The organism is Bradyrhizobium sp. USDA 4454 (genome assembly GCF_054822705.1).
The window spans coordinates 7,961,413-7,981,337 of record NZ_JBTRCN010000001.1; the positions used below are offsets into that span (position 1 = coordinate 7,961,413).

A 19,925-nucleotide genomic window follows, 5' to 3' on the forward strand; every position below is an offset into this window, starting at 1 on the left:
TCGGCCCCGTGGCTGGTTCCGGTGACGGGGCGGACGATAGGCAGGCCATTGGCCGAGCGGAAGATGACCATCGTCACTATCGGAGTGTGGGACGGCGTGGTGCAGTCGGGGGAGATTCGTGCGGTCGTGTGCCGCACGTCGCGCGCGTTTCATCGTACGCCCCACGTGCGATGAAGTCAGCCGTCCCGGCCCGATTCGCCAGCCCCGAGAAGTCGGGACGGCTGACACCGACCTGCGCCTCAGTTTCCTGGACTAGAACTGACGACGACGGATGGTCTGGGCGAGGTCGATAAAGCTCTCGGCAATGCCGACGCCGGTCTTGGCGCTGACCGATTTCACGCTCGACTTCGCGAGCTCGGCGATCAGGCCGGCGCTTCCCGCGGCCTCCGGCAGATCGATCTTGTTGAGCAGGGCCCGGTAGGGCCGGCCCGGAAATCGCTCCTCGAAACCGCGGGCCAGCTCGACCATCCGCGTCACCGTCTGCGGCCGCGTCACGTCGGACACGATAATGGCCGCGGACGCGCCGGTGACGTAGACGGTGTCGAAGATCTGCGTGCCGAAATCGCCGTCGGTGTCCCACAGCACGAGGCGCATCGGATCGCCGCCATCCGCCGGCGTCACGTCATGGCTCAGGATCTCGACGCCGAGCGTCGATTTGTACTGGCCCTCGAACCGGTTGTAGATCAGCCGATAGAGGATCGACGTCTTGCCGACCCCCATGTCGCCGAGCAGCATGACTTTTGCGGTGAGCATCAGCGGGCCACTTCGCCTCGATAGACCGTCTCGAACGCCACGCGGCGGTTGCCGCCGACGGTGGCATCGAGCCGGTCGGTGATCGGAATCGTCGCGGCGCGCGACACCAGGATCAGCCGCGACGGATCGACCCCGAGCGCGGTCAGCCTGCGCTGCACCTGCTCCGCCCGCTTGCGCCCCAGCGTCTTGTTGGTGCCCTCGGTGCCGCTCTGATCGGCATAGCCGACGATGCGCAGCCTGAGATCATTGTTGGCCATCAGTCCGGCGAGCTCGCGCAGCTGCTGCTCGGCCTGGTCGTTGTCGAGGAATTCATCGGCATTGTTGACGAAGAAGATCGCGGTCGTGGCGATGAAGCGGTCGAGCCGCGCCGCCGGACCGTCGGCGACGGCTTGCAGCCTGGCAACTTGCTCGCCCAGTCTGGCGGACTGTTCGCCGAGCTTGTCGTACTGCTCGGCGAGAGCGGCGAGTTTCTGGTCGCCCGATTTGGCCTGTGTATTCATTGCCTCGCGCATCTGGTCGAGACTCGCCTGCAGGCGCTTCAGGCTCTCGGCGATGCCGGCCTGCGACGCCGCAACCTGATCCGGCGCGGACACCAGCCCGATGCGGTCGACGACCTTGTACGGCGCCGCAGCCGCAGCGAGCGCATCGATCAATGGCGCGGTTTCCAACTGGCTCGGCTCGATGCCCGAGACGGCCACGCTTCGACCACCGTGATCGAAGTCTAATCGCAGCGGGAAGCTGGCCAGCAATGGCTGCTTGGCGGCGAGCTGCGCCAGCGCAGCATGGGTCCGCCGCTCCAAAAGGCCTCGCGTCACCGAGGTCGCGGCAAGGTAAAGCAACAGCGCGGCCACAGCCGCGAGCAGCGCAAACAGGATCACCTTGCCACGCCGGCTTGCGATCCGCTGCGGCGTGTCGTCGGTTTCGATAGCAGCGGCGAGCGAGGCGAGCATCGGGCCATCGCAATCCGCGCCGCGGTCGATGCGTTCGATCGCATCGAAGAACAGTGAGTTGATCCGGGCATTGTCGGCAGGACGCAGCGGGCCGAGGCACTCCGCGGCCAGGATGTAGCGCGGCGAGGCGCGCAACGCGAGCTGCCGTCCGCCGAAATCGAGCGTTTGCAGATTGCCTTCACCGGCCAGGGCCTGCACCGAGAATTCGAGGATTGCCGCGACCATCGCGCTGAGCAGATCGGCGCGCTCGTCGGCGGTCGCCTCGCGCTTCCAATCGGCGATCAGGCGGCCGTTGCCGCGTTCGATGATCAGCAGGCGGTTGATCTGCGGCGGGGCATCCGCAAGCACGAACTCGCTGATCGGACGTCCGGTCACCAGCGACTTGACGCGCCCGACCCACAGCTGCGCCGAGGTCAGGGCATTGATGCGCTGCTCGAGCGAGGCAACCAGTTCCCGGAACGCATTGGCGACCGCCGCGCTGACCAGCCGGCCGACGATCGGATAGAGCGCCTCGATCATCTGCTCGCGCGAATTCTTGATCTCATTGCGGATCGCGGAGACCACGACCGGCGCGATCGCACTGGCGAGCTCGCGCGGCCGGTTGACCTCGGCACGCTCCAGCGCTTCGACCAGGATGCCGGCGGTGGCGGTCTCCAGCCGATCGGAATTACCGACATAACGCTGTAGCGAGTCGAGATCGGCCTCCAGCGACGTCAGACGCGTCGCCTCGGGCTGAAACAGCAATGTCTTGAGCTGCTCGATCTCGCGGTTCTGGCCGGCAGCAGCTGCCATGGCTATTTGCCCGTGCGGCCCGATCCCAATCCGCTGATGACGGAACCGAGCTGGGTGATGGCCGCACCGACATCCTTCAGCGAGTCCAAGCGCTTCTGCTCGGTATCCCGCTCGAGGTCGGACAGCCGCGCAGAAAGCGCGGTGAGCTCGTTGGTGAAGTCCGCCTGCATCTGCTTCAGCGACGACTGCATCTCCTCGCGCAGGCCCGAGAGGTTGGTCTCCAGCGAGCGTTGCGCGCCGCCGAACAGGAGGTCGCGGACCTGATCGATCGCTGCCATGCCATGCGCTGCGGCATCCGCGCCGTTGCCGGCCGCCGCGTTTGCCGGTCCATCGGTATCCTTGGTCTGGCGCTCGATACCCTTCATGGTCTTTTCCTGCTTACTCAAAGCTGCGCAATCCGGAGTTGCCGTGTCAAAAAGCAAATCCGAAACAACCCTATAGCCAATTTTGCGGGCGCGGCCCAGAGAAAGGCGAGCAATCTCAGCCAGATCAGCCGTCTGGTTGTCCGGACAAGGGCAATTATTTCTAATAAGTGATTGCCTTTATTGCCAGTTCCGTACGGTTCTTGACCTGGCATTTCTCCAGGATGGTGCTGACATAGTTCTTCACCGTGCCCTCGGCCAAATGCAGCCGCTCGCCGATCTCGGTGTTGCTCTTGCCCTCGACGATCAGCGTGAGAATTTCATTCTCCCGCGCTGTCAGCCCGTCGCGCACCGGCAGCTTCGCCGAGACGCGCGGGCCGCGCAGCCGCTTGAATTCGTCGAGGATGCGCGCGGCAACGCTGGGTGACAGCCCGGACTGGCCGTTGATCACGGCGCGGATGGTCGAGGCGATCTCCTCCATCCTGGCATCCTTCAGCAGATACGCCTTGGCGCCCGCGCTCACCGCCTCGAAGATCAGATCGTTGGTCTCGAATGTCGTCAGCACCACGATATGGGTCTGCGGCAGCTCGCGCAGAATCCGTTGGGTCGCCGCGATGCCGTCGATACGCGGCATCTGCAGATCCATCAGGATGACATCAGGCCGATAGCGCCGCGCAAACTCGATCGCCTGCTCGCCGTCGGCAGCACCAGGAAGGATCTCGAAATCGTCGTTCTGCTGGGCCAGCAGTGTGGCGATACCTTCCCTGATCAGGGTCTGATCCTCGGCGATCAGCACCCGCACCTTCTCAATCCTGCTCACGGGCTTCCGTCATCCTCTCGAAGGTGTGCACGGCGCAGACCAACATGGCGACCACATCAATCGGCCAGCACGCCGGCAGATGCTGCCGGCGGCACCGCCACGGGGAGCGATATCCGGACCAGCGTTCCCTGTCCGGGCGCGCTCTCCACCGCGCAGCTTCCGCCGATGAGTTCAGCAAATTCGGCCATTCCGATCAATCCGAAATGTCCGGGAGTAGGCACCGCTGGATCGAAACCGCGGCCGTCGTCGCGGATCTCGACGATGAGCTTGCGGCCGACCGCGGCCGGTTCGTCGAAGGCGTGAAACGAGACGCGCCGTGCCTGCGCATGGGTTTGAACATTGCGCAGCGCCTCGCTGAGGATGCGCTGAACGGTCAAGCCGCAATCGCGCAAGCCGGCCCGTGCCGCGTCGTCGATCTGGATCGACACCCTGACGCCGCTGCGGGTGGCGAAATCGCTGAGCTGCCCCTCGACATCGGGATCGAGCTTCCAGTCGTCGGGCATCCGTAGCCGCGCGATCGCCTCGCGGGCGCGACTGAGGCCGCTTGCGGCTGCATCCTCCGCCGTTGCGAGACTGTCCGCCACGCGTGCGGGATCGGCGGTCAGATAGTGCCTGATCAGCCGGATCTGGGTCAGCAGCGCCACGATCGAGTGCACCAGCGTGTCGTGCAGATCGCGCGCCAGCCGCAGCCTTGTCCGCGCCAGCGAGGCAAAGCGCACCTCCGCGCTGGCCGCCTCGAGCTGCTGCTCCATCAGGCGCCGGGCCCGCCGCTCGCTGCCGAGCAAGGTTTCGACCTGGCAGCCGGAGAAATCCGGCGTGGCGATGACGAAGTAATGCGACTGTACGCCATTCCACAGCACGACCGCCGTCATCGGCTGGGTGATGTCGGGCGACGCGCCGCGCACGCCGGCCAGCGCGATCATGTTCCGCTGGCCGCTCGCAAGCGCCGCCAGCTCGGCCTCCATGCCGACCAGCAGCATGCACTCGCAGCAATCTATGCCGGGCGCGGGAAGCCATTCGACCAGCCGCCCGATTTTCCGCTGCATGCTCCGGTCGGCACCGATGACGGCTAATCCGATGACGTCGGCTTCTGCGGCCGCAAGCAAATCGTTGCCCAGATTGATCATGCGTTGCCCATCAACTCAGCGAGCAGCCCACTCTGGCGTAAGCCGCCAGCGGCCGCAAACGAATATGACTTTCGTCACAACCGATCCTGACCTTCGTCAGATGCCGCTGCCGCTCGAAATGCGGTTCTGTTCGGGGATGAGCAACAACGCAAGCGATGTTGTGCCACATGCCGGCGTCCATGACGATGCCGGCCGTGCGCCGGGCTTTGCGGCAGGCCGCGCCAGTCGACCGGATCGTGAGCTGACAATGAAGGCTGCGCCACGGAAATCGTCGCGCATTGAGCTGCGCATGTTGGCGGAAGCGGAGAAGCCCGCGCGGCGCCGGCGGCTGAGTGCGACCCAGAAGCTGGCGTTGCAGGAAGCGCTGGCCGGCCGCCTGCAGCTCTACCCGCGCGGATATGCCGCGAGCAAGACCGGACCGTTCCACTCGCGGCGCGCCATTCTCGGCCTGGTCCGCGCCGGCCTGATGAGCCTCAGCGCGACGGCGCGCTACGCGGCCGTGACCCGGCGCGCACGAGAGATCTACGCGGCCCCGGCGGCGGAGCAAGAGGCCTGACGCCGGAAGCTCCGCGCCCGCAGGGCTGGACGGCCCCAACTAGCCCTTGAGCGCGGTCACCACCACCTCGATCAGCGCGCCGCCGCCGAGATCGGCCACGCCGACCGTCGCGCGCGCCGGCAGGTCGTCGGCGAAGACGTCGATCCAGACGGCATCCATCTCCTTTTTCTTCGATAGGTCGGTCACGAAGATCGAGGCACTGACGACGCGCGAGATGTCGGTGCCGGCCTGCTTCAGATAGCCGGAAATCTTGCCGAGGATGTTGCGGGTCTGCTCACCCATCGAGACGCTGGTGTCGTCGGCGATGGTGCCGCCGACGAACACAAAGCCGTTGGCTTCGACGGCGCGGTGCATGATCGGCGTGCGGATGCCGCGGGTGATGGTCATGATGTCCTCATTGTTGTGGTTGGGAGGTGTGGAATCGCTCGACGCCGAGGCCGCCGATCCGGGTTTGGGTGCCGCCGTTCACGATCAGCTCCGCCATGACAGCGCCGGCGGCGGGACCGAGCTGAAAGCCGTGGAGCGAAAAGCCGAACTGGTGATAGAGCCCCTTGTGACGGGCACTCGGCCCGAGCACCGGCAGCTCGTCTTTGGTGCGAGCCTCGATGCCGGCCCAGGCACGCACGATGGTCGCGGCGCGCATCACCGGGAACAGCTCGAACACCGTGCGCGCACTCACCGCAAGGCTGTGCCAGTCCAGCACGGTTTCGTTGCGGTCCTGATCCGGCGTCGCCAGATGGCCACCGCCGATCAGGACGGTTCCGTTGGCGAATTGCTTGAACGACAGCTTGCGGCCACGCAGGATCACGACGGGATCGATGAAATGCGGCACGCGCGAGGTGATCATCAGCATCGGCGCCACGGTCTCGACCGGGACCGACTCACCGAGGCTCGCGGCGATCCGCCCGGCCCACGCGCCGGCGGCGTTGACCAGCACTGGCGCGGCGTAGCTGTCGGTACCGACATCGACCTGCCACAGCCCGTCATGCTGCCGGATGTTACTGGCGGCGATGCCCTCGCACACCGTGGCGCCGAGCATCGCGGCCTTGCGCCGGAACGCCGTGGTCGCCTGCGCCGGATTGGCGGCGCCATCGCGCCGTGAGACCACCCCACCGGGACAGGTCTCGGCCACGGCAGGCACCAGCCGCCGAAGCTCGGTCGCGTCGATCAGTTCCTCATGGGTGAAGCCGAGCGCGTTCAGCTCCGCGACCCGGGCTCGGCACGCTGCCACCTCCGCGTCGTTCTCGGCGACCAGCACCTGGCCATGGCTCTCGAAGCTGCAATCGTCGTCAACCAGCTCTTCGATCCGCTCCCAGATGCCCATCGAGCGAATCGAAAGCGGGATCTCGGGGACATGCCTTGCGAGTTGCCGGACTCCGCCGGCGTTGACGCCGGAGGCGTGCCGGCCGGCATAGTCCTTCTCGATCAGCACCGGCTTCATGCCTGCCAGGCACAAATGAAGCGCGGTCGAGCATCCGTGGATGCCGCCACCCACGATGATGGCATCCGCAAGCTTCGTCATCCACGCACCACGGCTTTGACGTCGGCCTCGGTTCGCGGCATCGACGCGAGTTCCGCCAGGGTGATCGGCTTCACCGGCGCGCGCAGCCGGTAGTAGCCGATCTCCTGCGGGCTCTTGCCGCGCGCCTGCGCCATCAGCTCGGTGACGGTGAGACCGCAAAGACGCCCCTGGCACGGGCCCATGCCGGTGCGCCGATAGGCCTTGAGCTGGTTCGGACCGGTCGCGCCGATGGCGACGGCATCGAGAATATCCCCGGCCGTCACCTCCTCGCAGCGGCAGACGATCGTCTCCGCCGACGGAATCCGAAACTGCGGCGCCGGACGGAACAGCACGTCGAGGAAGGCGCGGCCGCGTTCGGCCTGCGCCAGGGCCGTCTTGAGCACATTGTCTGCCGTGAGCTTCGCCGCGGCAGCAGGCGCCAGCGCTTCGATCGCGGCGCGTGCGGCGATGCGGCCACGCGCGACCGCAACGGTGGCGCCGCCGATGCCGGCGCCGTCACCAGCGATGGCGATGCCTGCGACCGACGTGCTGCCGTCGGCATCGAGCAGCGGCGACCAGCAGAGTTGCCGGTCATCCCAGCGATGTTCGATTCCGGCCGCCATCGCCAGGTTGACGTTTGGTACGACGCCCTGATGCAGCAGCAACAGTTCGGCAGGGATCGTCTCGCGCCGGCCGCCGGCGACATAGTTCACGCGTGCAAGCTGGCCGTCGCCGGACGCGGCGAGCTCGTTGACGCCGGTCACGACGGGGACCTTCGCCTTCACCTCGCGCATCATCGCGAGGCCCTTGGCGAAATAGGGCGATGTCAGGAATCCCAGGGCGTAAGGCAGCGCCGCGAAATAGTTCGCCCGCGTCGTGGTATCGAGGATGCGATCGATCCGGCCGCCGAGCCGCAGGATCTGCGCCGCTAGCAGCCACAGCAGCGGCCCCTGCCCTGCAATCACGGTGCGGCCATCGGGCACCAGGCCCGACGATTTCAACATCGTCTGGGCGGCGCCCGCGGTCATCACGCCCGGCAGCGTCCAGCCGGGAATTGGAAACGGCCGCTCCAGCGCACCGGTCGCGAGAATGACCCGCCGCGCCCTGATGAAGCACGATGTGCCGCCGGCCGAGATGCCGATCTCGAGATGACGATCGAGGCTCCAGACCGTCGCGCGCTGAAGAATCTCGACTCCGCTTGACTGCAGCTCGCGGACGAGATCGGCGCCGGCCCAATAGTCGGCGCCCAGTTGCTCGGGCGCCTTCACGGGCGTCGACGCGATGCTGCGCCAGACCTGGCCACCGGGCCCCGCATTCTCGTCGAGCAACAGCGTCGACAGGCCGGCTCCGCCGGCCATCGCCGCCGCGGCGAGCCCCGCCGGGCCCGCTCCGATCACCACGACATCATAATTGTCGCGAGCAGGGCGCATGGTCATCGGCCGATCTCCCTCTTGCCTTTCTGGATTTCGATCTGCATGCCGTCGGCGACCGGCACCAGGCAACCCTGGCGATTGCCGACGCCATCGATCGTGACGAGGCAGTCGAAGCACACGCCCATCATGCAATAGGGCAGCCGCGGCGCGCCGCTGACCGCGGTGGCGCGCCGCACGTCGCGGCCGGAGACCAATAGCGCCGCGGACACCGTGTCCCCGGCGCGCGCCTCGACGGCCGCGCCGTCGACGAAGATCTGCACGCGCGGCCGGTTGTCTTGATCGGATCGTTTGAACATTGGATGCCTCTTCAGTTCTGGCCTGCGCGCGCGCCGAAGCGGCGGGCCGAGAATGCACCCACCAGATCGGGCTCGAGCGCACCGGCGTCGATCATGCGAGCGACGTCGAAGGCGTGATTCGATGCCAGCGTCACGCCGGAATGGCAGCAGGCGACGAACGCGCCCGGCGCGCTCTCCGACTGGTCGTAGATCGGAAAGCCGTCCCGCGTCATCACGCGGATGCCGGCCCAGGTGCGCACGACGTTGAGGCGCGCGAGATGCGGGAACATGCGCTGCGCGCGATCGGCCATTACCGCGCTCACGGCGTGATTGACCGTGCGATCATCGAGCTGCTCCTCCCGGCTGTCGCCGATCATCACCGTGCCCTCGTCGGTCTGGCGCACGGTGGTCAGCGGATGCGGCAGGAACGGCATGGTGCGCTCGGTCACGACAATCTGCCCGCGGGTCGGCTCCATCGGAGCAAAGAGACCGACCATCGGCGCCAGATTCTGGTTGGCGTTGCCGGCTGCGAGCACAATTTTCGCCGCACGGAGTTCGCCCTGCGGCGTCGTGACCCTGAATTCGCCGCCATCATGGGCGATCGCGGACACCGGCCGCTCGGGTAGATAATCGACGCCGAACAGTTTCATGCCGGTATGAAAGGCGCGGAAGGTGCGCAGCGAATTGACGTGGCCGTCGAGCGGACAGAAGCTGCCGCCCGAGACTTCGGGCCCGATCAGCGGCAGCATCTTCTTGATTGACGATGCCGACAGCATCTCCATCCTGTAGTCGGCCGCGCCGACCTGGTTATGCATGCGCGTGACGAGCTGACCGCGCTGTGCGAACTCGTCCTCGCCGAGCGTCAGATGAAATCCGCCGTTCTGCTGCAGGGCGACGTCGAGGCCGGTCTGGTCCTTCAATTCGGCCGCAAGCCTGCCCCACGCTTCCGAAGCCCGCACCGTCCAGCCGGTATAGGCCGGCATGCCGAGCCCCTTGCTCTGCACCCAGACCAGCGCGAAATTGGCGCGCGAGGCGCGCTTGGCGATGTCGCCTTCGTCAAGCACGGCCACCGTCTTGCCGAGGCGGCCAAGCCCCCAGGCGATCGCGGAGCCGAGCAGGCCGCCGCCGACGACAGCGACGTCATAGTCCTTGTGCATGGGTTCTCCTATCGCCCCGGATCGCTCTTGCCGGCGAGCACGCGGTCGAGCCCGTAGAAGCTGTCGAGCAGGATCAGCGCCGTCATGGTGATCGCGATCACGCACGCCGATACCGACGTCACCAGCGGATCGATGTTGTCCTGGATGTAGAGGAACATGCGGACCGGCAGCGTCTCGGTGCCCGGTGCGGCCAGGAACACGGTCATGGTCAGATCGTCAAAGGACTGGATGAAGGCGAGCGCCCAGCCGCTGATCACGCCGGGCAGGATCAACGGCAGCGTGACGCGGTGAAACAGCGTCCAGCCGCCGGCACCGAGCGAGACCGCGGCCATCTCGATCGAGCGGTCCATGCCGGTCGTCGCCGCCAATGTCAGGCGCAAGGCGAACGGAAACACCACGATCACATGGGCAACCAGCAACGCGGCGAAGCTGCCACCCAAGCCGATCGAGGTGAAGAAGCGCAGGAACGCGATGCCGAGCACGACATGCGGGATCATCAATGGTGACAGGAACAGGGCCATAAGCGTGTCGCGGCCGCGAAACTGGTAGCGGGCAATCGCTAGCGCTACCGGTACCGCGAACAGCAGCGCGACAAGGGAGGACAGCATGCCGAGCCCGAGGCTGACCCAGAAGGCGTGAACGAATTCGGGATAGTTCGCGATCTCCCTGAACCAGCGCAGCGAGAAGCCGTGGGTCGGCAGCGACAGGAAGCCGTCGGGCGTGAAGGCAACCAGGCAGACCACGACGATCGGCGCCAGCATCACCGTGACGAAAATCGCGTGGAATACGAGCGCCAGCGGGCCGTTGGTTCTCATCGGAACACCTCGGCATAGCGTCGCTCGATCAGCGCGTTGCTGCCGACGACGATCAGCGCCAGCGCCACCAGCAGCAGCACCGCGACCGCAGCACCAAGCGGCCAGTTCAGCGTGTTGAGGAATTCGTCATAGGCCAGCGTCGCCGCAACTTTGAGTCGTCGTCCGCCGATGATCGCGGGCGTGGCGAATGCGCTAGCCGACAGCGAGAACACGATGATCGCGCCCGACAACACGCCGGGCATGATCTGCGGCAGGATGATGCGGCGAACGATGGTGAAGGCGCCGGCGCCGAGTGACATCGCGGCGTTCTCGATCTGCGGGTCGACGCGCTGCAAGGCGACCCAGACCGAGAGTACCATGAACGGCATCATGACATGGGCGAGTGCTACGACGATGCCGGGTTCGGTGAACATGAAGGGCAGCGGCGCGTTGATCACCCCGAGCGAGATCAGGAGCTTGTTCACGAGCCCGTTGTTGCCGCCGAACAGCAGCGCCCAACCCAGCGTGCGCGCCACCACCGAGATCAGCAGCGGCCCGAGGATCAGCAGCATGAAGAAGCCTTTCCAGCGTCCGCTCATGCGGTTGAGGATATAGGCCTCCGGCGCGCCGAACACGGCGGTGATCAGCGTCGCCAGCAGCGCGATCCGGAACGTCCGCCAGAACATCTCGGCGTAGTAGGGATCGCTCGCGATTTCGCGCCAGTTCTTCAGGATGAAGACCGGTTCGATGCCCTTGTATTGGCCCCAGTCGTGAAACGAGAGCATCATGGTCATGGCGAGCGGAATCACCAGCACGCCGACGAACAGAATCAGCGCAGGCGCGGAGAGCAGCCACGGCATGCGTGACGAATTCCGACCGGACGATGCTGCGACGCTCTGCGAGGCGGTGCCGACGGTGCTCATGCGGCGCCTCCGTTCGGACGCACACTCATGTCCTCTGGCCGCCATGCAAGGCGAACCGCCTCGCCCTCGGCCGGCTGCGGCTTGCCGTCGTTCTGACGCACCACGAGCGGCGGGCCCGCATTCGGTCTCGCACTGGAACAGCCAATGATTGCCCTGGAAAATCCGGCTGATGATGGTGGCGGCGAGCCCCGCATCGGCAAAGCTGATGCGTTCGGGGCGCAGGCTGATCGTGACCGGCCCGGCGACTGCCGCAGGCGCCGGCGCATGCCAGGAGCCGGCAACCAGCCGCGCCGGGGTCGCGGTCCGGTCGACGGTCGCGGCGAAATCATTGGTCTTGCCGAGAAACTGCGCGACGAAAGCCGACGCTGGCCGTTCATAGGTCTGCTGCGGCGTGCCGATCTGCTCGATCCGGCCCTGGCTCATCACTACGATGCGGTCCGACAGCGACATCGCCTCGTTCTGATCGTGCGTGACCAGGATCGTGGTGGTGCCCAGCGTGCGCTGGATCTGGCGCAGCTCGATCTGCATCTCCTCGCGCAGCTTGGCGTCGAGGTTCGACAGCGGCTCGTCGAGCAGCAGCACGCTCGGCTGGATCACCAGCGCCCGGGCCAGTGCCACGCGCTGCTGCTGGCCGCCCGACATCCGGCGCGGATAGCGTTCCTCAAAACCTGCGAGCCCGACCATCTCGAGCGCGGCAGCGACGCGCTCGGCGCGCTGGCTCCGCGGCACGCGCCGCATCTCGAGCCCGAAGGCGACGTTCTCGGCCACGGTCATGTGAGGAAACAGCGCGTAGCTCTGAAACACCACGCCCAGTCCGCGCCGCGCCGGATGCACCGCGGTGAGATCGCGCCCTTCGAGGCGGATAGCGCCCCGTGACGGCTCGACAAAGCCCGCAATCATCTGCAAGGTCGTGGTCTTTCCGCATCCGGACGGACCGAGAAACGAGATGAACTCACCCTTCCTGACTGCGAGACTGAAATCGTCGACGACGGTTTTCGAATCGAACTGTTTTACGACGTGCTCGAGTTCGAGAAAGGACATCGTTGTGCTTTCGGATATTGGAGGAGCCGAGATTGACGGTGCGGGCGCGAACGCGTCCTGCGCCCGAGCTCAGCGCTCGACCTCGCGATTCCACCGCTTGGTCCATTCCTCGCGCTTGTCGTTGATGACGGCCCAATCGGGGTTGTAGAGCTTCGCCGCGCGCTCGCCGATCGGCGCCATCTTGCCGAGACCTTCGGGGATCACCAGCGATTTCAGCACGGGGCCGTAGCCGTATTCCTTCAGCAGCACGAGCTGGATCTTCGGATCAAGCAACATCTTGATGAAGGCCACAGCCAGCGGCGACGCGTTCGGCTTGGCGATCGGACAGGCCGTCGTGAGCAGCGTGGCAGCGCCTTCCTTGGGATAAACGAAGTCGACCGGAAAACCGGTGTTTGCAAAACTCTGCACGCGGCCGGTGCCCCACACCGCCAACACCGCCTGACCCGACTGGAACAACTCGGTCATCTTGCCCGGCGACGGCTCATAGGCGAGCACGTTCGGATTGATGTCACTCGTGAAGATCTTGAAGCCGGCATCGACATTGGCTTCGCTGCCGCCGTTCATCCGCGCGAGCATCAGCAGCGCTTCGAGGCCATAGGTGTTGTTGATCGGCGGAACGACCAACTGCTGGCGGTATTTCGGATCCTTCAGATCGTTCCAGGAGGTCGGCGGCGCCCAGCCCTTTTCGGCAAAGACCTTCGTGTTGTACATCAGGCCGGTCGCGACGATGCCGATTGCCACCGCGCGATCGTCTTTGAAGCGGGCGGCGTCATAGAGATCGATACCCGACAGGCCGTCGAGCTTGCCGCAGAAGCCGAGCTGAATCGCCTGATACATCGGACCATCGTCCACGATCGCGACGTCGATCTGCTGGTTGCCCTTCTGGGCCTGGAGCTTGGCGAGCGTATCCGTCGAGTTGCCGGCGACGTATTGAACCTTGACGCCGTTGGCCTGCTCGAAGGCAGGGATTACCTCGTCACGCATCGTCTTCTCGTAAGAGCCGCCGTATCCCGCGACATAGAGCGTCGTCGGCTGGGCCGAGGCCTGCGATGAGGCCGAGATCAACGCCGCGAGGCTGGCTGCGCACAGCAGGCGAAGAGTTGTCATCGTCCAAGCTCCCATTTCGCTACGCGGCGGCGTCCCGGCCGTCGATGGCCGGGAGGCCGGCGCGAGTGGTTGGCCTTACGCCCGTCCAGAGTCCGGCCGGGCCACAAAACGGTATTTAAAGACCGTCACAGGCTTCTCAGTCACTCGGATCTGCTGAAAAAACATGCGACATCCAGACTTGATGAAAAAGATCGCAGCCCTCGCTTTCGCCGTCCAATGAATAATGGCAGGCTCCATATGCCGAAATATTATGAAGGGCGGATAAGGTGGCGCGGATCAATCCACGGCAGGTCGAGGCTTTCCGAGCGATGATGCTGACCGGCAGCGTGACCGAGGCCGCCAAGCTGATGGCCGTCACCCAGCCTGCCGTGAGCCGATTGCTCCGTGATTTCCAGGCGCTGCTGAAGATGGAGCTGTTCAGCGGCGGGGCAGCGGCCTCGTGCCGAGCACCGCGGCGACGGCCCTTTACATGGAAGTCGAACGCTCCTTCATCGGCCTCGAGCGCATCACCGCAGCGGCCGAGGAGATCCGCAGCCGCCGCACGGGCACGCTACGGATTGCCGCGCTGCCTGCCCTGTCCAACGGCTTCCTGCCGAAGCTCACCGGGCAGTTCCTGAAGCAGCGGCCCAATTTCAACCTGGCGTTCTTCGGGGTGATCTCGCCGATCGTGATCGACTGGGTGTTGAACAATCAATGCGACATCGGCTTTGCCGAGGCACCGATCGCGCACTCCGGCCTGCCATGCGTGCGGATGCCCGCGCTGCCGCGCGTCGCCGTTCTTCCCGCCGGCCACCGTCTCGCAAGCAAGACCACGCTCGAGCCGAATGATTTCGAGGACGAAACGTTCATATCGCTGTCGGCAGGCTCGACCGGGCGACATCTCATCGACCAGGCCTTCAGCCGCAGCGATGTGCACCGGATTCTGCGCGTCGAAGCCACATTGTCGGAGATCATGTGCGGACTGGTCGCGTCCGTTCTTGGCGTCGCGATCTGCGATCCATTCACGGCGCGGGAGTTCGAGAGCCGTGGCGTCGTCGCACGCCGCTTCCTGCCGCGGATCGACTTCGAATTTGCCGCCGTGTTCCCGCCGCAGCGGCGTCCCTCGCCGGTCGCGCTGGAGCTGGTGGAAACGCTGCGGCAGGCGCTCGTTGCGCTGGACGAGGACAGCGCCGGGCCGGAGCATGACGCCGGGCGACAGGACGCCGATCACCTAATTATGAAGCCAAGCTGATAAGTTAGTCTTTGCAGTTTACCTTCATATCTACTAATCAGCCGGCATGAACAGTTCACCCGCCCGTACTGGCTCGGCGCGCACCTCCGCGCTCGCCGAAGACCTCCGCCTGCTGATCGGAAAGCTGAAGCGTCGGCTGCGCGAGCAGGGCCAGCGTGAGGACCTGCCGCCGTCCCAGGTCGCGGTGCTGCTGCGCCTCGAAAAGGACGGCCCCGCGACCGTGTCCAGTCTGGCGCGGTCGGAGGGAATGCGTCCGCAGTCGATGAGCTCGGCGATATCGGCGCTCGAGGCCACGGGCCTGGTGCGCGGCGCGCCGGATCCGGACGACGGCCGGCAGACCATCATGTCGCTCACCGAGAGCTGCCGCGAACGGCTGCGCACCGGCCGCGCCGCGCGGCAGGACTGGCTGTCGCGCAGCATCGCCGCGCGGCTCTCGGCGCGAGAGCAGGACGAGCTCGCCGCCGCCGTCGGCTTGCTGAAGCGGCTGGTCGAGGATTGATGCCGGCTGCGTCGCGATGGTCGCGAGCAAGGTTCGATTGAAAGGAAACGATCATGGCCCTGACGACGCTCGATCCGATCACCGCGCTCATCGTTGTCGATCTGCAAGCTGGCCTGGTCGGCGCGCCCTTCATCCATCCGTTCGCCGAAATCGTGGCGCGCACCTGCGCCCTGCTCACCGCGTTTCGACGGCGCCGGCTGCCGGTCGCGCTGGTCAATGTCGATGGCGCAGCACCCGGACGAACCGAGCGGCCACGCCTCGGCGCGGCATTTCCGGACGGCTGGACCGACCTGATCCCGGAGCTCGGCCGGCAAGCGAGCGACATCGTCGTCACCAAGCGGACATGGGGCGCTTTCGCCAGCACCGATCTCGAGAAGGCGCTGCGCGCCCGCGGCGTCACCCATGTCGTGATCGCCGGCGTTGCGACCGCCACCGGCGTCGAATCGACCGCAAGGCAGGCCTATGAGGCCGGCTTCAACGTGACGCTCGCGATCGACGCCATGACCGATGCGCGGCCGCACGCGCATGACTACAGCATCGAGCATGTGTTCCCGCGGCTCGGCGAAACCGGCTCGACGCAGGCGATCATCGATCTGCTTGAAAGGACCCATACGCATGAACTGGCTTGATCTCGTCGCCTATTTCTTCGGCGGCGCCTTCCTCACCAATGCGATTCCGCACGTCGTCGCCGGCATGATGGGCGAGCCGTTCCAGAGCCCGTTCGCCAAGCCGCCGGGCGAAGGCCTGTCGTCATCGACGGTCAACATCGTGTGGGGTTTCTTCAACCTCGCGGTCGGATATCTGCTGGTCTGCCGCGTCGGCGACTTCGGGCTGAGAACCACCGGCGATGTCGCAGCGCTCGGCCTTGGCGGCCTCCTGATCGGTCTCTTCCTCGCGCGGCGGTTCGGACGGTTTCACGGCGGGAATGATCCGCAGCGAGCATGAGGCGTGTCTTTCGATCGCTGGCGAGCTTCAACTACCGGGTCTGGGCGGCCGGCGCGCTGGTGTCCAACATCGGCACCTGGATGCAGCGCGCCGCCCAGGACTGGCTCGTCCTCACCCAGCTGACAGATCATAGCGCCTCCGCCGTCGGCATCGTGATGGCGCTGCAATTCGGCCCGCAGTTGCTGCTGATGCCCTGGTCCGGCCTCGCCGCCGATCGCTTCAATCAGCGGCGGCTTCTGATGGCGACGCAGGCGACGATGGGCACGCTGTCGCTCGTCCTCGGCATCCTCACCGTCACCGGGCTGGTGCAGCTCTGGCACGTCTATGTGTTTGCGTTTCTGTTCGGCTGCAGCGCCGCGCTTGACGCGCCGGTCCGCCAGACTTTCGTCGCCGAGCTGGTCGGCGATCGAGACCTGTCGAACGCCATCGCGCTGAACTCGACCTCGTTCAATGCCGCACGCATGGTCGGCCCCGCGATGGCCGGCCTGCTGATCGCCTCGGTCGGCACGGGCTGGGCGTTCCTGTTCAACGGGGCGTCGTTCATGGCAGTGCTCACGTCACTGAGCCTGCTGCGCAAATCCGAGCTTCGGCCGAATGCGCGTGCGCTCCGTACCAGGGGCGGCATCACGGAAGGCTTTCAGTATGTCTGGTCGCGCTCCGATCTCAGGGCGACCCTGGTCATGCTGTTTCTGATCGGCACCTTCGGGCTCAATTTTCCGATCTTCATCTCGACCATGGCGGTCGGCGTGTTTCACACCGACGCGCGCGGCTTTGGCCTGTTGTCATCGATGATGGCGATCGGGACAATGTCGGGAGCGTTGTTGGCCGCGACCCGCGACCGGCCGCGCTTTGCCGCATTGATGCTGGGCTCTGCGATCTTCGGCGTCGGCTGCACGCTAGCCGCGCTGGCACCGAACTACTGGCTGTTTGCCGCCGCCCTCGTCGTGATCGGTATCGCCTCGTTGACGATCTTGAACACGTCGAATGCGCTGATGCAGCTCTCGACCGAGCCGGCGATGCGCGGACGCGTGATGGCGCTGCGGCTCGGCGTTGCGCTGGGTGGCACGCCGATCGGCGCACCGATCGTCGGCTGGGTCGCCGATCACCTCGGCCCGCGCTGGGCCCTCGGCGCTGGCGCCGCCGCCGGCTTTGCCGCAGCACTGGTCGCGCTCGGCATGCTGTCGCGATCGGGCGGCCAAGGCAAACTTCGCGGCCAGGAGGCGCGACGGAGCGAAGTCAACCTGCCCCAGCAGCCTTGATGAAGCATCACGCGAACCGCCTGGTATCATCATTCCGGGACGCGAAGCGAACCCGGAATCTCGAGATTCCGGGTTCGCTGTTTCGCATCGCCCCGGAATGACGATACTAACGAGCGCCCCTATGAGCTCACTTTATGGAGTCGCTCGTCTAATAAGCGTAGGACGTCTTGCCGGGCTGCACGGTGAGTCGAAACGCAACATCTGTCGAGCCGTCCATCAGCTCATCGTATGGTGGCACACCGTGGCAGCGAAACTCGCCGCCGACGCCGCCGTTCGACGTCAACTCGATCCGGCGATAGCCGGCCTGGCAATGGGGACAGGTCACGTCAGATTTTCGCATCGAATCAGCAAGCCGTTGCTCTCTTCATTTTTCCATATGCCCATCGTCAGAAATGTGATGGTGTTGCCTCCGCCGCCGGGAATTTGTGCTGAGCTTTCAGCATGAAAAGTTCCCGACGGCCGCCAGAGCCAGGCGCAGGCCAAGGCAAGCCGCAACCGTGCGCGCGAAAAAACGAGCGAGCGCTCTCTCAGAAATTTTCGCGATCCCCCTTTTCCGAAGGCGGTCCGAGCGCTAGGAATTGAACAAGGGCGTCAAGCCCAACCCGGACCGGCAACAAAATGAAATGGTCCGGGGACATAGCCAGGGAGGCAATTTGGGTCTCGCGCGCCAACGGCCGGGGTCGAATGCGTTTGCGATGGACGTGCTTTGCGCACGCATCCTCGAACGGCATCGCGATTCCATCCGGGTCCAGAAATCGCATCTCGCCGTTCCCAACCTCACGCGCATCATCGGCGCGACGCTGACGCTTTCCAACAAGCACGGCTTTCACGCCACCACGCTGCGCCAGCTCGCCGAAGCCTCCGGCCTCAGCATGGGCGGGCTCTATACCTATTTCGACAGCAAGCCGACGCTGCTGGCGATGATCCTCGGCGAGGTCGCCGAGACGGCGGCCGAGGTCCTCACCGCGCCGCCCGCCAGCGTAAAACAGGATGCGCGCAAGCATTTGCACTGGATCATCGCGACACATGTCCGGATGAGCGAGGCGATGCAGCCCTGGTTCGTGTTCTCCTTCATGGAAGCGAAATCGTTTCCGCCCGCGGAGCGCCAGCGCGCCATCGAGATGGAGGTGATGACCGAGAAGATCATCGCCGACGTCCTCAAGCAGGGCGTCGCCAGCGGGGTGTTCGCGATCGATCAGATCACGCTGACCGCCTCGCTGATCAAACCGCTGCTGCAGGACTGGTACGTCAAACGCGCCAAGTACCGCAGACGCGGCACCTCGATCGAGGCCTACATCAACGCTGTCGGTGCGTTCGTCGACGCCGCGGTCGCGGCCAGAACGCGGCCCGGCCGCCCCGCGACCGGCCTCCGCGCGAAGTCCAGGCAGACGGCGCACCCATAGAAGAAGGACGAGGCAATGAAGCGGCTGCGATTCAATCAACAGGAGATCGTCTTCGCCGTCTTTGCCGTCCTGTTCCTGGCCTTCTCGATTTTCCTGCGCGGCTTCCTGACGCCCGAGAACATGCTGACGCTGCTACAGAACGTCGCGGTGCTCGGCATCCTCGGACTTGCGATGGCGATCGTCGTGATCGGACGCGGCATCGATATTTCGCTGATCGCAGCGCTCGCGGTCCCTCCGGGGCTCGTGCTGCAGATGGTGCAGAACGGCCACTCGCTGCCGGCCTCGCTGCTCGTGGCCGTGCTGCTCACGATCGCCTTCGGCCTGGTCAATGGCTGGCTGATTGCCTACGCCGAGGTGCCTTCGCTGTTTGCGACGCTGGCAACCGGCCTGCTGCTCGCCGGCCTCGGCCAGGCCGCGCTGTTTCAGCTCGACGTCGTGCAGTGGAGCGACGGCATGAAGGGTTTTGAGCGGCTCGGACAAGGCACCATTCTCGGCATCCCGACCTCGATCGTGATGTTCGCGATCGCCTGCATCGTGGTCGCGTTCCTGCTGCGCCAGACGCGCTGGGGCGCCTATATCTACGCGATCGGCGACAATCCCTACGCGGCCCGCGTCACCGGCATCCCCTCGCGGCCGATCATCGTGCTGCAATATATCGTCGCGGCGCTGATCGGCTGCTTCGCGGGGCTGGTGATGGCGGCCTCCGTCAACTCGATGCCAACCCGCATCTTCAATTCGACCCTGATCTACGACGTCATCCTCGTCGTCGTGCTCGGCGGCATCGGCCTGTCGGGCGGCCGCGGCGGCGTGCTGAACGTCATCATCGGCACGCTGCTGATCGGCACCATGCTAAACGGCATGACCATCATGGACATTTCCTACGCCGGACAAAACCTCGTCAAGGGTGTCGTCCTGCTGCTCGCCGTCATCACGGATTCGTTCCTGAATCCGCGCAACGAAGAAACGGCACAGCAGGGCGACATCTGAATCAGCCACA

Annotated in this window: 22 protein-coding genes and 2 pseudogenes; 8 read left to right on the forward strand and 16 right to left on the reverse strand. The window is 65.5% G+C overall.

All coding sequences use genetic code 11. The annotated features are described in order from the left end of the window. Positions 1-252 precede the first annotated feature (252 nt). The 5 genes from ACVIW0_RS37050 to ACVIW0_RS37070 form a co-directional block, all read right to left on the reverse strand. Positions 253-753: a Rab family GTPase gene (locus tag ACVIW0_RS37050; RefSeq protein ID WP_461356728.1), complete on the reverse strand. Its 501-nt coding sequence runs from the start codon at positions 751-753 to the stop codon at positions 253-255. Further along, positions 753-2,495, reverse strand: coding sequence for an OmpA family protein (locus ACVIW0_RS37055; protein WP_461356729.1), 1,743 nt, complete (start codon positions 2,493-2,495; stop codon positions 753-755). Before ACVIW0_RS37055 ends, ACVIW0_RS37050 begins: the two co-directional genes overlap by 1 nt. Positions 2,496-2,497: 2 nt before the next feature. After that, entirely contained in the window at positions 2,498-2,860 is a 363-nt protein-coding gene (locus tag ACVIW0_RS37060; RefSeq protein ID WP_461356730.1) for a hypothetical protein, read from the reverse strand. 160 nt (positions 2,861-3,020) lie between these two features. After that, the gene (locus ACVIW0_RS37065) at positions 3,021-3,677 is read right to left on the reverse strand and encodes a response regulator transcription factor (RefSeq protein ID WP_461356731.1); all 657 of its coding nucleotides are present in this window, start codon (positions 3,675-3,677) and stop codon (positions 3,021-3,023) included. A gap of 56 nt (positions 3,678-3,733) precedes the next feature. Continuing rightward, complete coding sequence (locus ACVIW0_RS37070; protein WP_461356732.1) at positions 3,734-4,804, reverse strand: sensor histidine kinase; 1,071 nt, start codon at positions 4,802-4,804, stop codon at positions 3,734-3,736. 64 nt (positions 4,805-4,868) lie between these two features. Here ACVIW0_RS37070 and ACVIW0_RS37075 point away from each other — a divergent pair, with 64 nt between their 5' ends. After that, on the forward strand, positions 4,869-5,360 hold the full coding sequence (locus tag ACVIW0_RS37075) for a hypothetical protein (protein WP_461356733.1): 492 nt from the start codon (positions 4,869-4,871) through the stop codon (positions 5,358-5,360). A 39-nt stretch (positions 5,361-5,399) separates the two neighbouring features. Here the strand turns inward: ACVIW0_RS37075 and ACVIW0_RS37080 are convergent, their stop codons facing one another. The 10 genes and pseudogenes from ACVIW0_RS37080 to ACVIW0_RS37125 form a co-directional block, all read right to left on the reverse strand. Beyond that, entirely contained in the window at positions 5,400-5,747 is a 348-nt protein-coding gene (locus ACVIW0_RS37080) for a RidA family protein (RefSeq protein WP_461356734.1), read from the reverse strand. Positions 5,748-5,754: 7 nt separating this feature from the next. Further along, on the reverse strand, positions 5,755-6,882 hold the full coding sequence (locus tag ACVIW0_RS37085) for an NAD(P)/FAD-dependent oxidoreductase (protein ID WP_461356735.1): 1,128 nt from the start codon (positions 6,880-6,882) through the stop codon (positions 5,755-5,757). After that, positions 6,879-8,297, reverse strand: coding sequence for an FAD/NAD(P)-dependent oxidoreductase (locus tag ACVIW0_RS37090; protein ID WP_461356736.1), 1,419 nt, complete (start codon positions 8,295-8,297; stop codon positions 6,879-6,881). Before ACVIW0_RS37090 ends, ACVIW0_RS37085 begins: the two co-directional genes overlap by 4 nt. Next, positions 8,294-8,590: a (2Fe-2S)-binding protein gene (locus ACVIW0_RS37095; protein WP_461356737.1), complete on the reverse strand. Its 297-nt coding sequence runs from the start codon at positions 8,588-8,590 to the stop codon at positions 8,294-8,296. Before ACVIW0_RS37095 ends, ACVIW0_RS37090 begins: the two co-directional genes overlap by 4 nt. Before the next feature lie 11 nt (positions 8,591-8,601). Further along, a complete protein-coding gene (locus ACVIW0_RS37100; protein WP_461356738.1) occupies positions 8,602-9,726 on the reverse strand; it encodes an NAD(P)/FAD-dependent oxidoreductase in 1,125 nt (374 codons plus the stop codon). Between the two features lie 8 nt (positions 9,727-9,734). Then, positions 9,735-10,541: an ABC transporter permease gene (locus tag ACVIW0_RS37105; protein WP_461356739.1), complete on the reverse strand. Its 807-nt coding sequence runs from the start codon at positions 10,539-10,541 to the stop codon at positions 9,735-9,737. Continuing rightward, positions 10,538-11,380, reverse strand: coding sequence for an ABC transporter permease (locus ACVIW0_RS37110; protein WP_461357532.1), 843 nt, complete (start codon positions 11,378-11,380; stop codon positions 10,538-10,540). Before ACVIW0_RS37110 ends, ACVIW0_RS37105 begins: the two co-directional genes overlap by 4 nt. 59 nt (positions 11,381-11,439) lie before the next feature. Beyond that, positions 11,440-12,484, reverse strand: a pseudogene (locus tag ACVIW0_RS37115) (ABC transporter ATP-binding protein). A 69-nt stretch (positions 12,485-12,553) separates the two neighbouring features. Then, positions 12,554-13,591, reverse strand: coding sequence for an ABC transporter substrate-binding protein (locus ACVIW0_RS37120; RefSeq protein ID WP_461356740.1), 1,038 nt, complete (start codon positions 13,589-13,591; stop codon positions 12,554-12,556). A gap of 136 nt (positions 13,592-13,727) precedes the next feature. Beyond that, complete coding sequence (locus ACVIW0_RS37125; RefSeq protein ID WP_461357566.1) at positions 13,728-13,949, reverse strand: hypothetical protein; 222 nt, start codon at positions 13,947-13,949, stop codon at positions 13,728-13,730. Between ACVIW0_RS37125 and ACVIW0_RS37130 the strand changes: the two are divergent. The 5 genes and pseudogenes from ACVIW0_RS37130 (at position 13,858) to ACVIW0_RS37150 (ending at position 17,525) form a co-directional block, all read left to right on the forward strand. After that, a pseudogene (locus tag ACVIW0_RS37130) lies at positions 13,858-14,822 on the forward strand (LysR substrate-binding domain-containing protein). The gene ACVIW0_RS37125 and the pseudogene ACVIW0_RS37130 sit on opposite strands and share 92 nt — an antisense overlap. Positions 14,823-14,868: 46 nt before the next feature. Further along, the gene (locus ACVIW0_RS37135; protein WP_461356741.1) at positions 14,869-15,321 is read left to right on the forward strand and encodes a MarR family winged helix-turn-helix transcriptional regulator; all 453 of its coding nucleotides are present in this window, start codon (positions 14,869-14,871) and stop codon (positions 15,319-15,321) included. Positions 15,322-15,374: 53 nt separating this feature from the next. Continuing rightward, complete coding sequence (locus ACVIW0_RS37140; RefSeq protein ID WP_461356742.1) at positions 15,375-15,950, forward strand: isochorismatase family protein; 576 nt, start codon at positions 15,375-15,377, stop codon at positions 15,948-15,950. Beyond that, positions 15,937-16,266: a hypothetical protein gene (locus tag ACVIW0_RS37145; RefSeq protein WP_461356743.1), complete on the forward strand. Its 330-nt coding sequence runs from the start codon at positions 15,937-15,939 to the stop codon at positions 16,264-16,266. Before ACVIW0_RS37140 ends, ACVIW0_RS37145 begins: the two co-directional genes overlap by 14 nt. Continuing rightward, complete coding sequence (locus ACVIW0_RS37150) at positions 16,263-17,525, forward strand: MFS transporter (RefSeq protein WP_461356744.1); 1,263 nt, start codon at positions 16,263-16,265, stop codon at positions 17,523-17,525. Before ACVIW0_RS37145 ends, ACVIW0_RS37150 begins: the two co-directional genes overlap by 4 nt. Positions 17,526-17,673: 148 nt before the next feature. Here the strand turns inward: ACVIW0_RS37150 and ACVIW0_RS37155 are convergent, their stop codons facing one another. Beyond that, positions 17,674-17,850 (reverse strand): hypothetical protein, encoded by a 177-nt coding sequence (locus tag ACVIW0_RS37155; RefSeq protein ID WP_461356745.1) that lies wholly within the window; start codon positions 17,848-17,850, stop codon positions 17,674-17,676. A 370-nt stretch (positions 17,851-18,220) separates the two neighbouring features. Between ACVIW0_RS37155 and ACVIW0_RS37160 the strand changes: the two genes are divergently transcribed. Both ACVIW0_RS37160 and ACVIW0_RS37165 read left to right on the forward strand, forming a co-directional pair. After that, positions 18,221-18,928 carry a TetR/AcrR family transcriptional regulator gene (locus ACVIW0_RS37160; RefSeq protein WP_461356746.1) on the forward strand — a complete coding sequence of 236 codons (708 nt, stop codon included), beginning with the start codon at positions 18,221-18,223 and terminating at the stop codon, positions 18,926-18,928. A gap of 15 nt (positions 18,929-18,943) precedes the next feature. Next, complete coding sequence (locus ACVIW0_RS37165; RefSeq protein WP_461356747.1) at positions 18,944-19,915, forward strand: ABC transporter permease; 972 nt, start codon at positions 18,944-18,946, stop codon at positions 19,913-19,915. Positions 19,916-19,925 lie beyond the last annotated feature (10 nt).

Bases quoted from the DNA above. Each gene is read 5' to 3' on its own strand.
- ACVIW0_RS37050 (WP_461356728.1), bottom strand. From the start codon at position 753: ATGCTCACCGCAAAAGTCATGCTGCTCGGCGACATGGGGGTCGGCAAG.
- ACVIW0_RS37055 (WP_461356729.1), bottom strand. From the start codon at position 2,495: ATGGCAGCTGCTGCCGGCCAGAACCGCGAGATCGAGCAGCTCAAGACA.
- ACVIW0_RS37060 (WP_461356730.1), bottom strand. From the start codon at position 2,860: ATGAAGGGTATCGAGCGCCAGACCAAGGATACCGATGGACCGGCAAAC.
- ACVIW0_RS37070 (WP_461356732.1), bottom strand. From the start codon at position 4,804: ATGATCAATCTGGGCAACGATTTGCTTGCGGCCGCAGAAGCCGACGTC.
- ACVIW0_RS37075 (WP_461356733.1), top strand. From the start codon at position 4,869: ATGACTTTCGTCACAACCGATCCTGACCTTCGTCAGATGCCGCTGCCG.
- ACVIW0_RS37080 (WP_461356734.1), bottom strand. From the start codon at position 5,747: ATGACCATCACCCGCGGCATCCGCACGCCGATCATGCACCGCGCCGTC.
- ACVIW0_RS37085 (WP_461356735.1), bottom strand. From the start codon at position 6,882: ATGACGAAGCTTGCGGATGCCATCATCGTGGGTGGCGGCATCCACGGA.
- ACVIW0_RS37090 (WP_461356736.1), bottom strand. From the start codon at position 8,297: ATGACCATGCGCCCTGCTCGCGACAATTATGATGTCGTGGTGATCGGA.
- ACVIW0_RS37095 (WP_461356737.1), bottom strand. From the start codon at position 8,590: ATGTTCAAACGATCCGATCAAGACAACCGGCCGCGCGTGCAGATCTTC.
- ACVIW0_RS37100 (WP_461356738.1), bottom strand. From the start codon at position 9,726: ATGCACAAGGACTATGACGTCGCTGTCGTCGGCGGCGGCCTGCTCGGC.
- ACVIW0_RS37105 (WP_461356739.1), bottom strand. From the start codon at position 10,541: ATGAGAACCAACGGCCCGCTGGCGCTCGTATTCCACGCGATTTTCGTC.
- ACVIW0_RS37110 (WP_461357532.1), bottom strand. From the start codon at position 11,380: ATGCCGTGGCTGCTCTCCGCGCCTGCGCTGATTCTGTTCGTCGGCGTG.
- ACVIW0_RS37120 (WP_461356740.1), bottom strand. From the start codon at position 13,591: ATGACAACTCTTCGCCTGCTGTGCGCAGCCAGCCTCGCGGCGTTGATC.
- ACVIW0_RS37135 (WP_461356741.1), top strand. From the start codon at position 14,869: ATGAACAGTTCACCCGCCCGTACTGGCTCGGCGCGCACCTCCGCGCTC.
- ACVIW0_RS37140 (WP_461356742.1), top strand. From the start codon at position 15,375: ATGGCCCTGACGACGCTCGATCCGATCACCGCGCTCATCGTTGTCGAT.
- ACVIW0_RS37145 (WP_461356743.1), top strand. From the start codon at position 15,937: ATGAACTGGCTTGATCTCGTCGCCTATTTCTTCGGCGGCGCCTTCCTC.
- ACVIW0_RS37150 (WP_461356744.1), top strand. From the start codon at position 16,263: ATGAGGCGTGTCTTTCGATCGCTGGCGAGCTTCAACTACCGGGTCTGG.
- ACVIW0_RS37160 (WP_461356746.1), top strand. From the start codon at position 18,221: ATGGACGTGCTTTGCGCACGCATCCTCGAACGGCATCGCGATTCCATC.
- ACVIW0_RS37165 (WP_461356747.1), top strand. From the start codon at position 18,944: ATGAAGCGGCTGCGATTCAATCAACAGGAGATCGTCTTCGCCGTCTTT.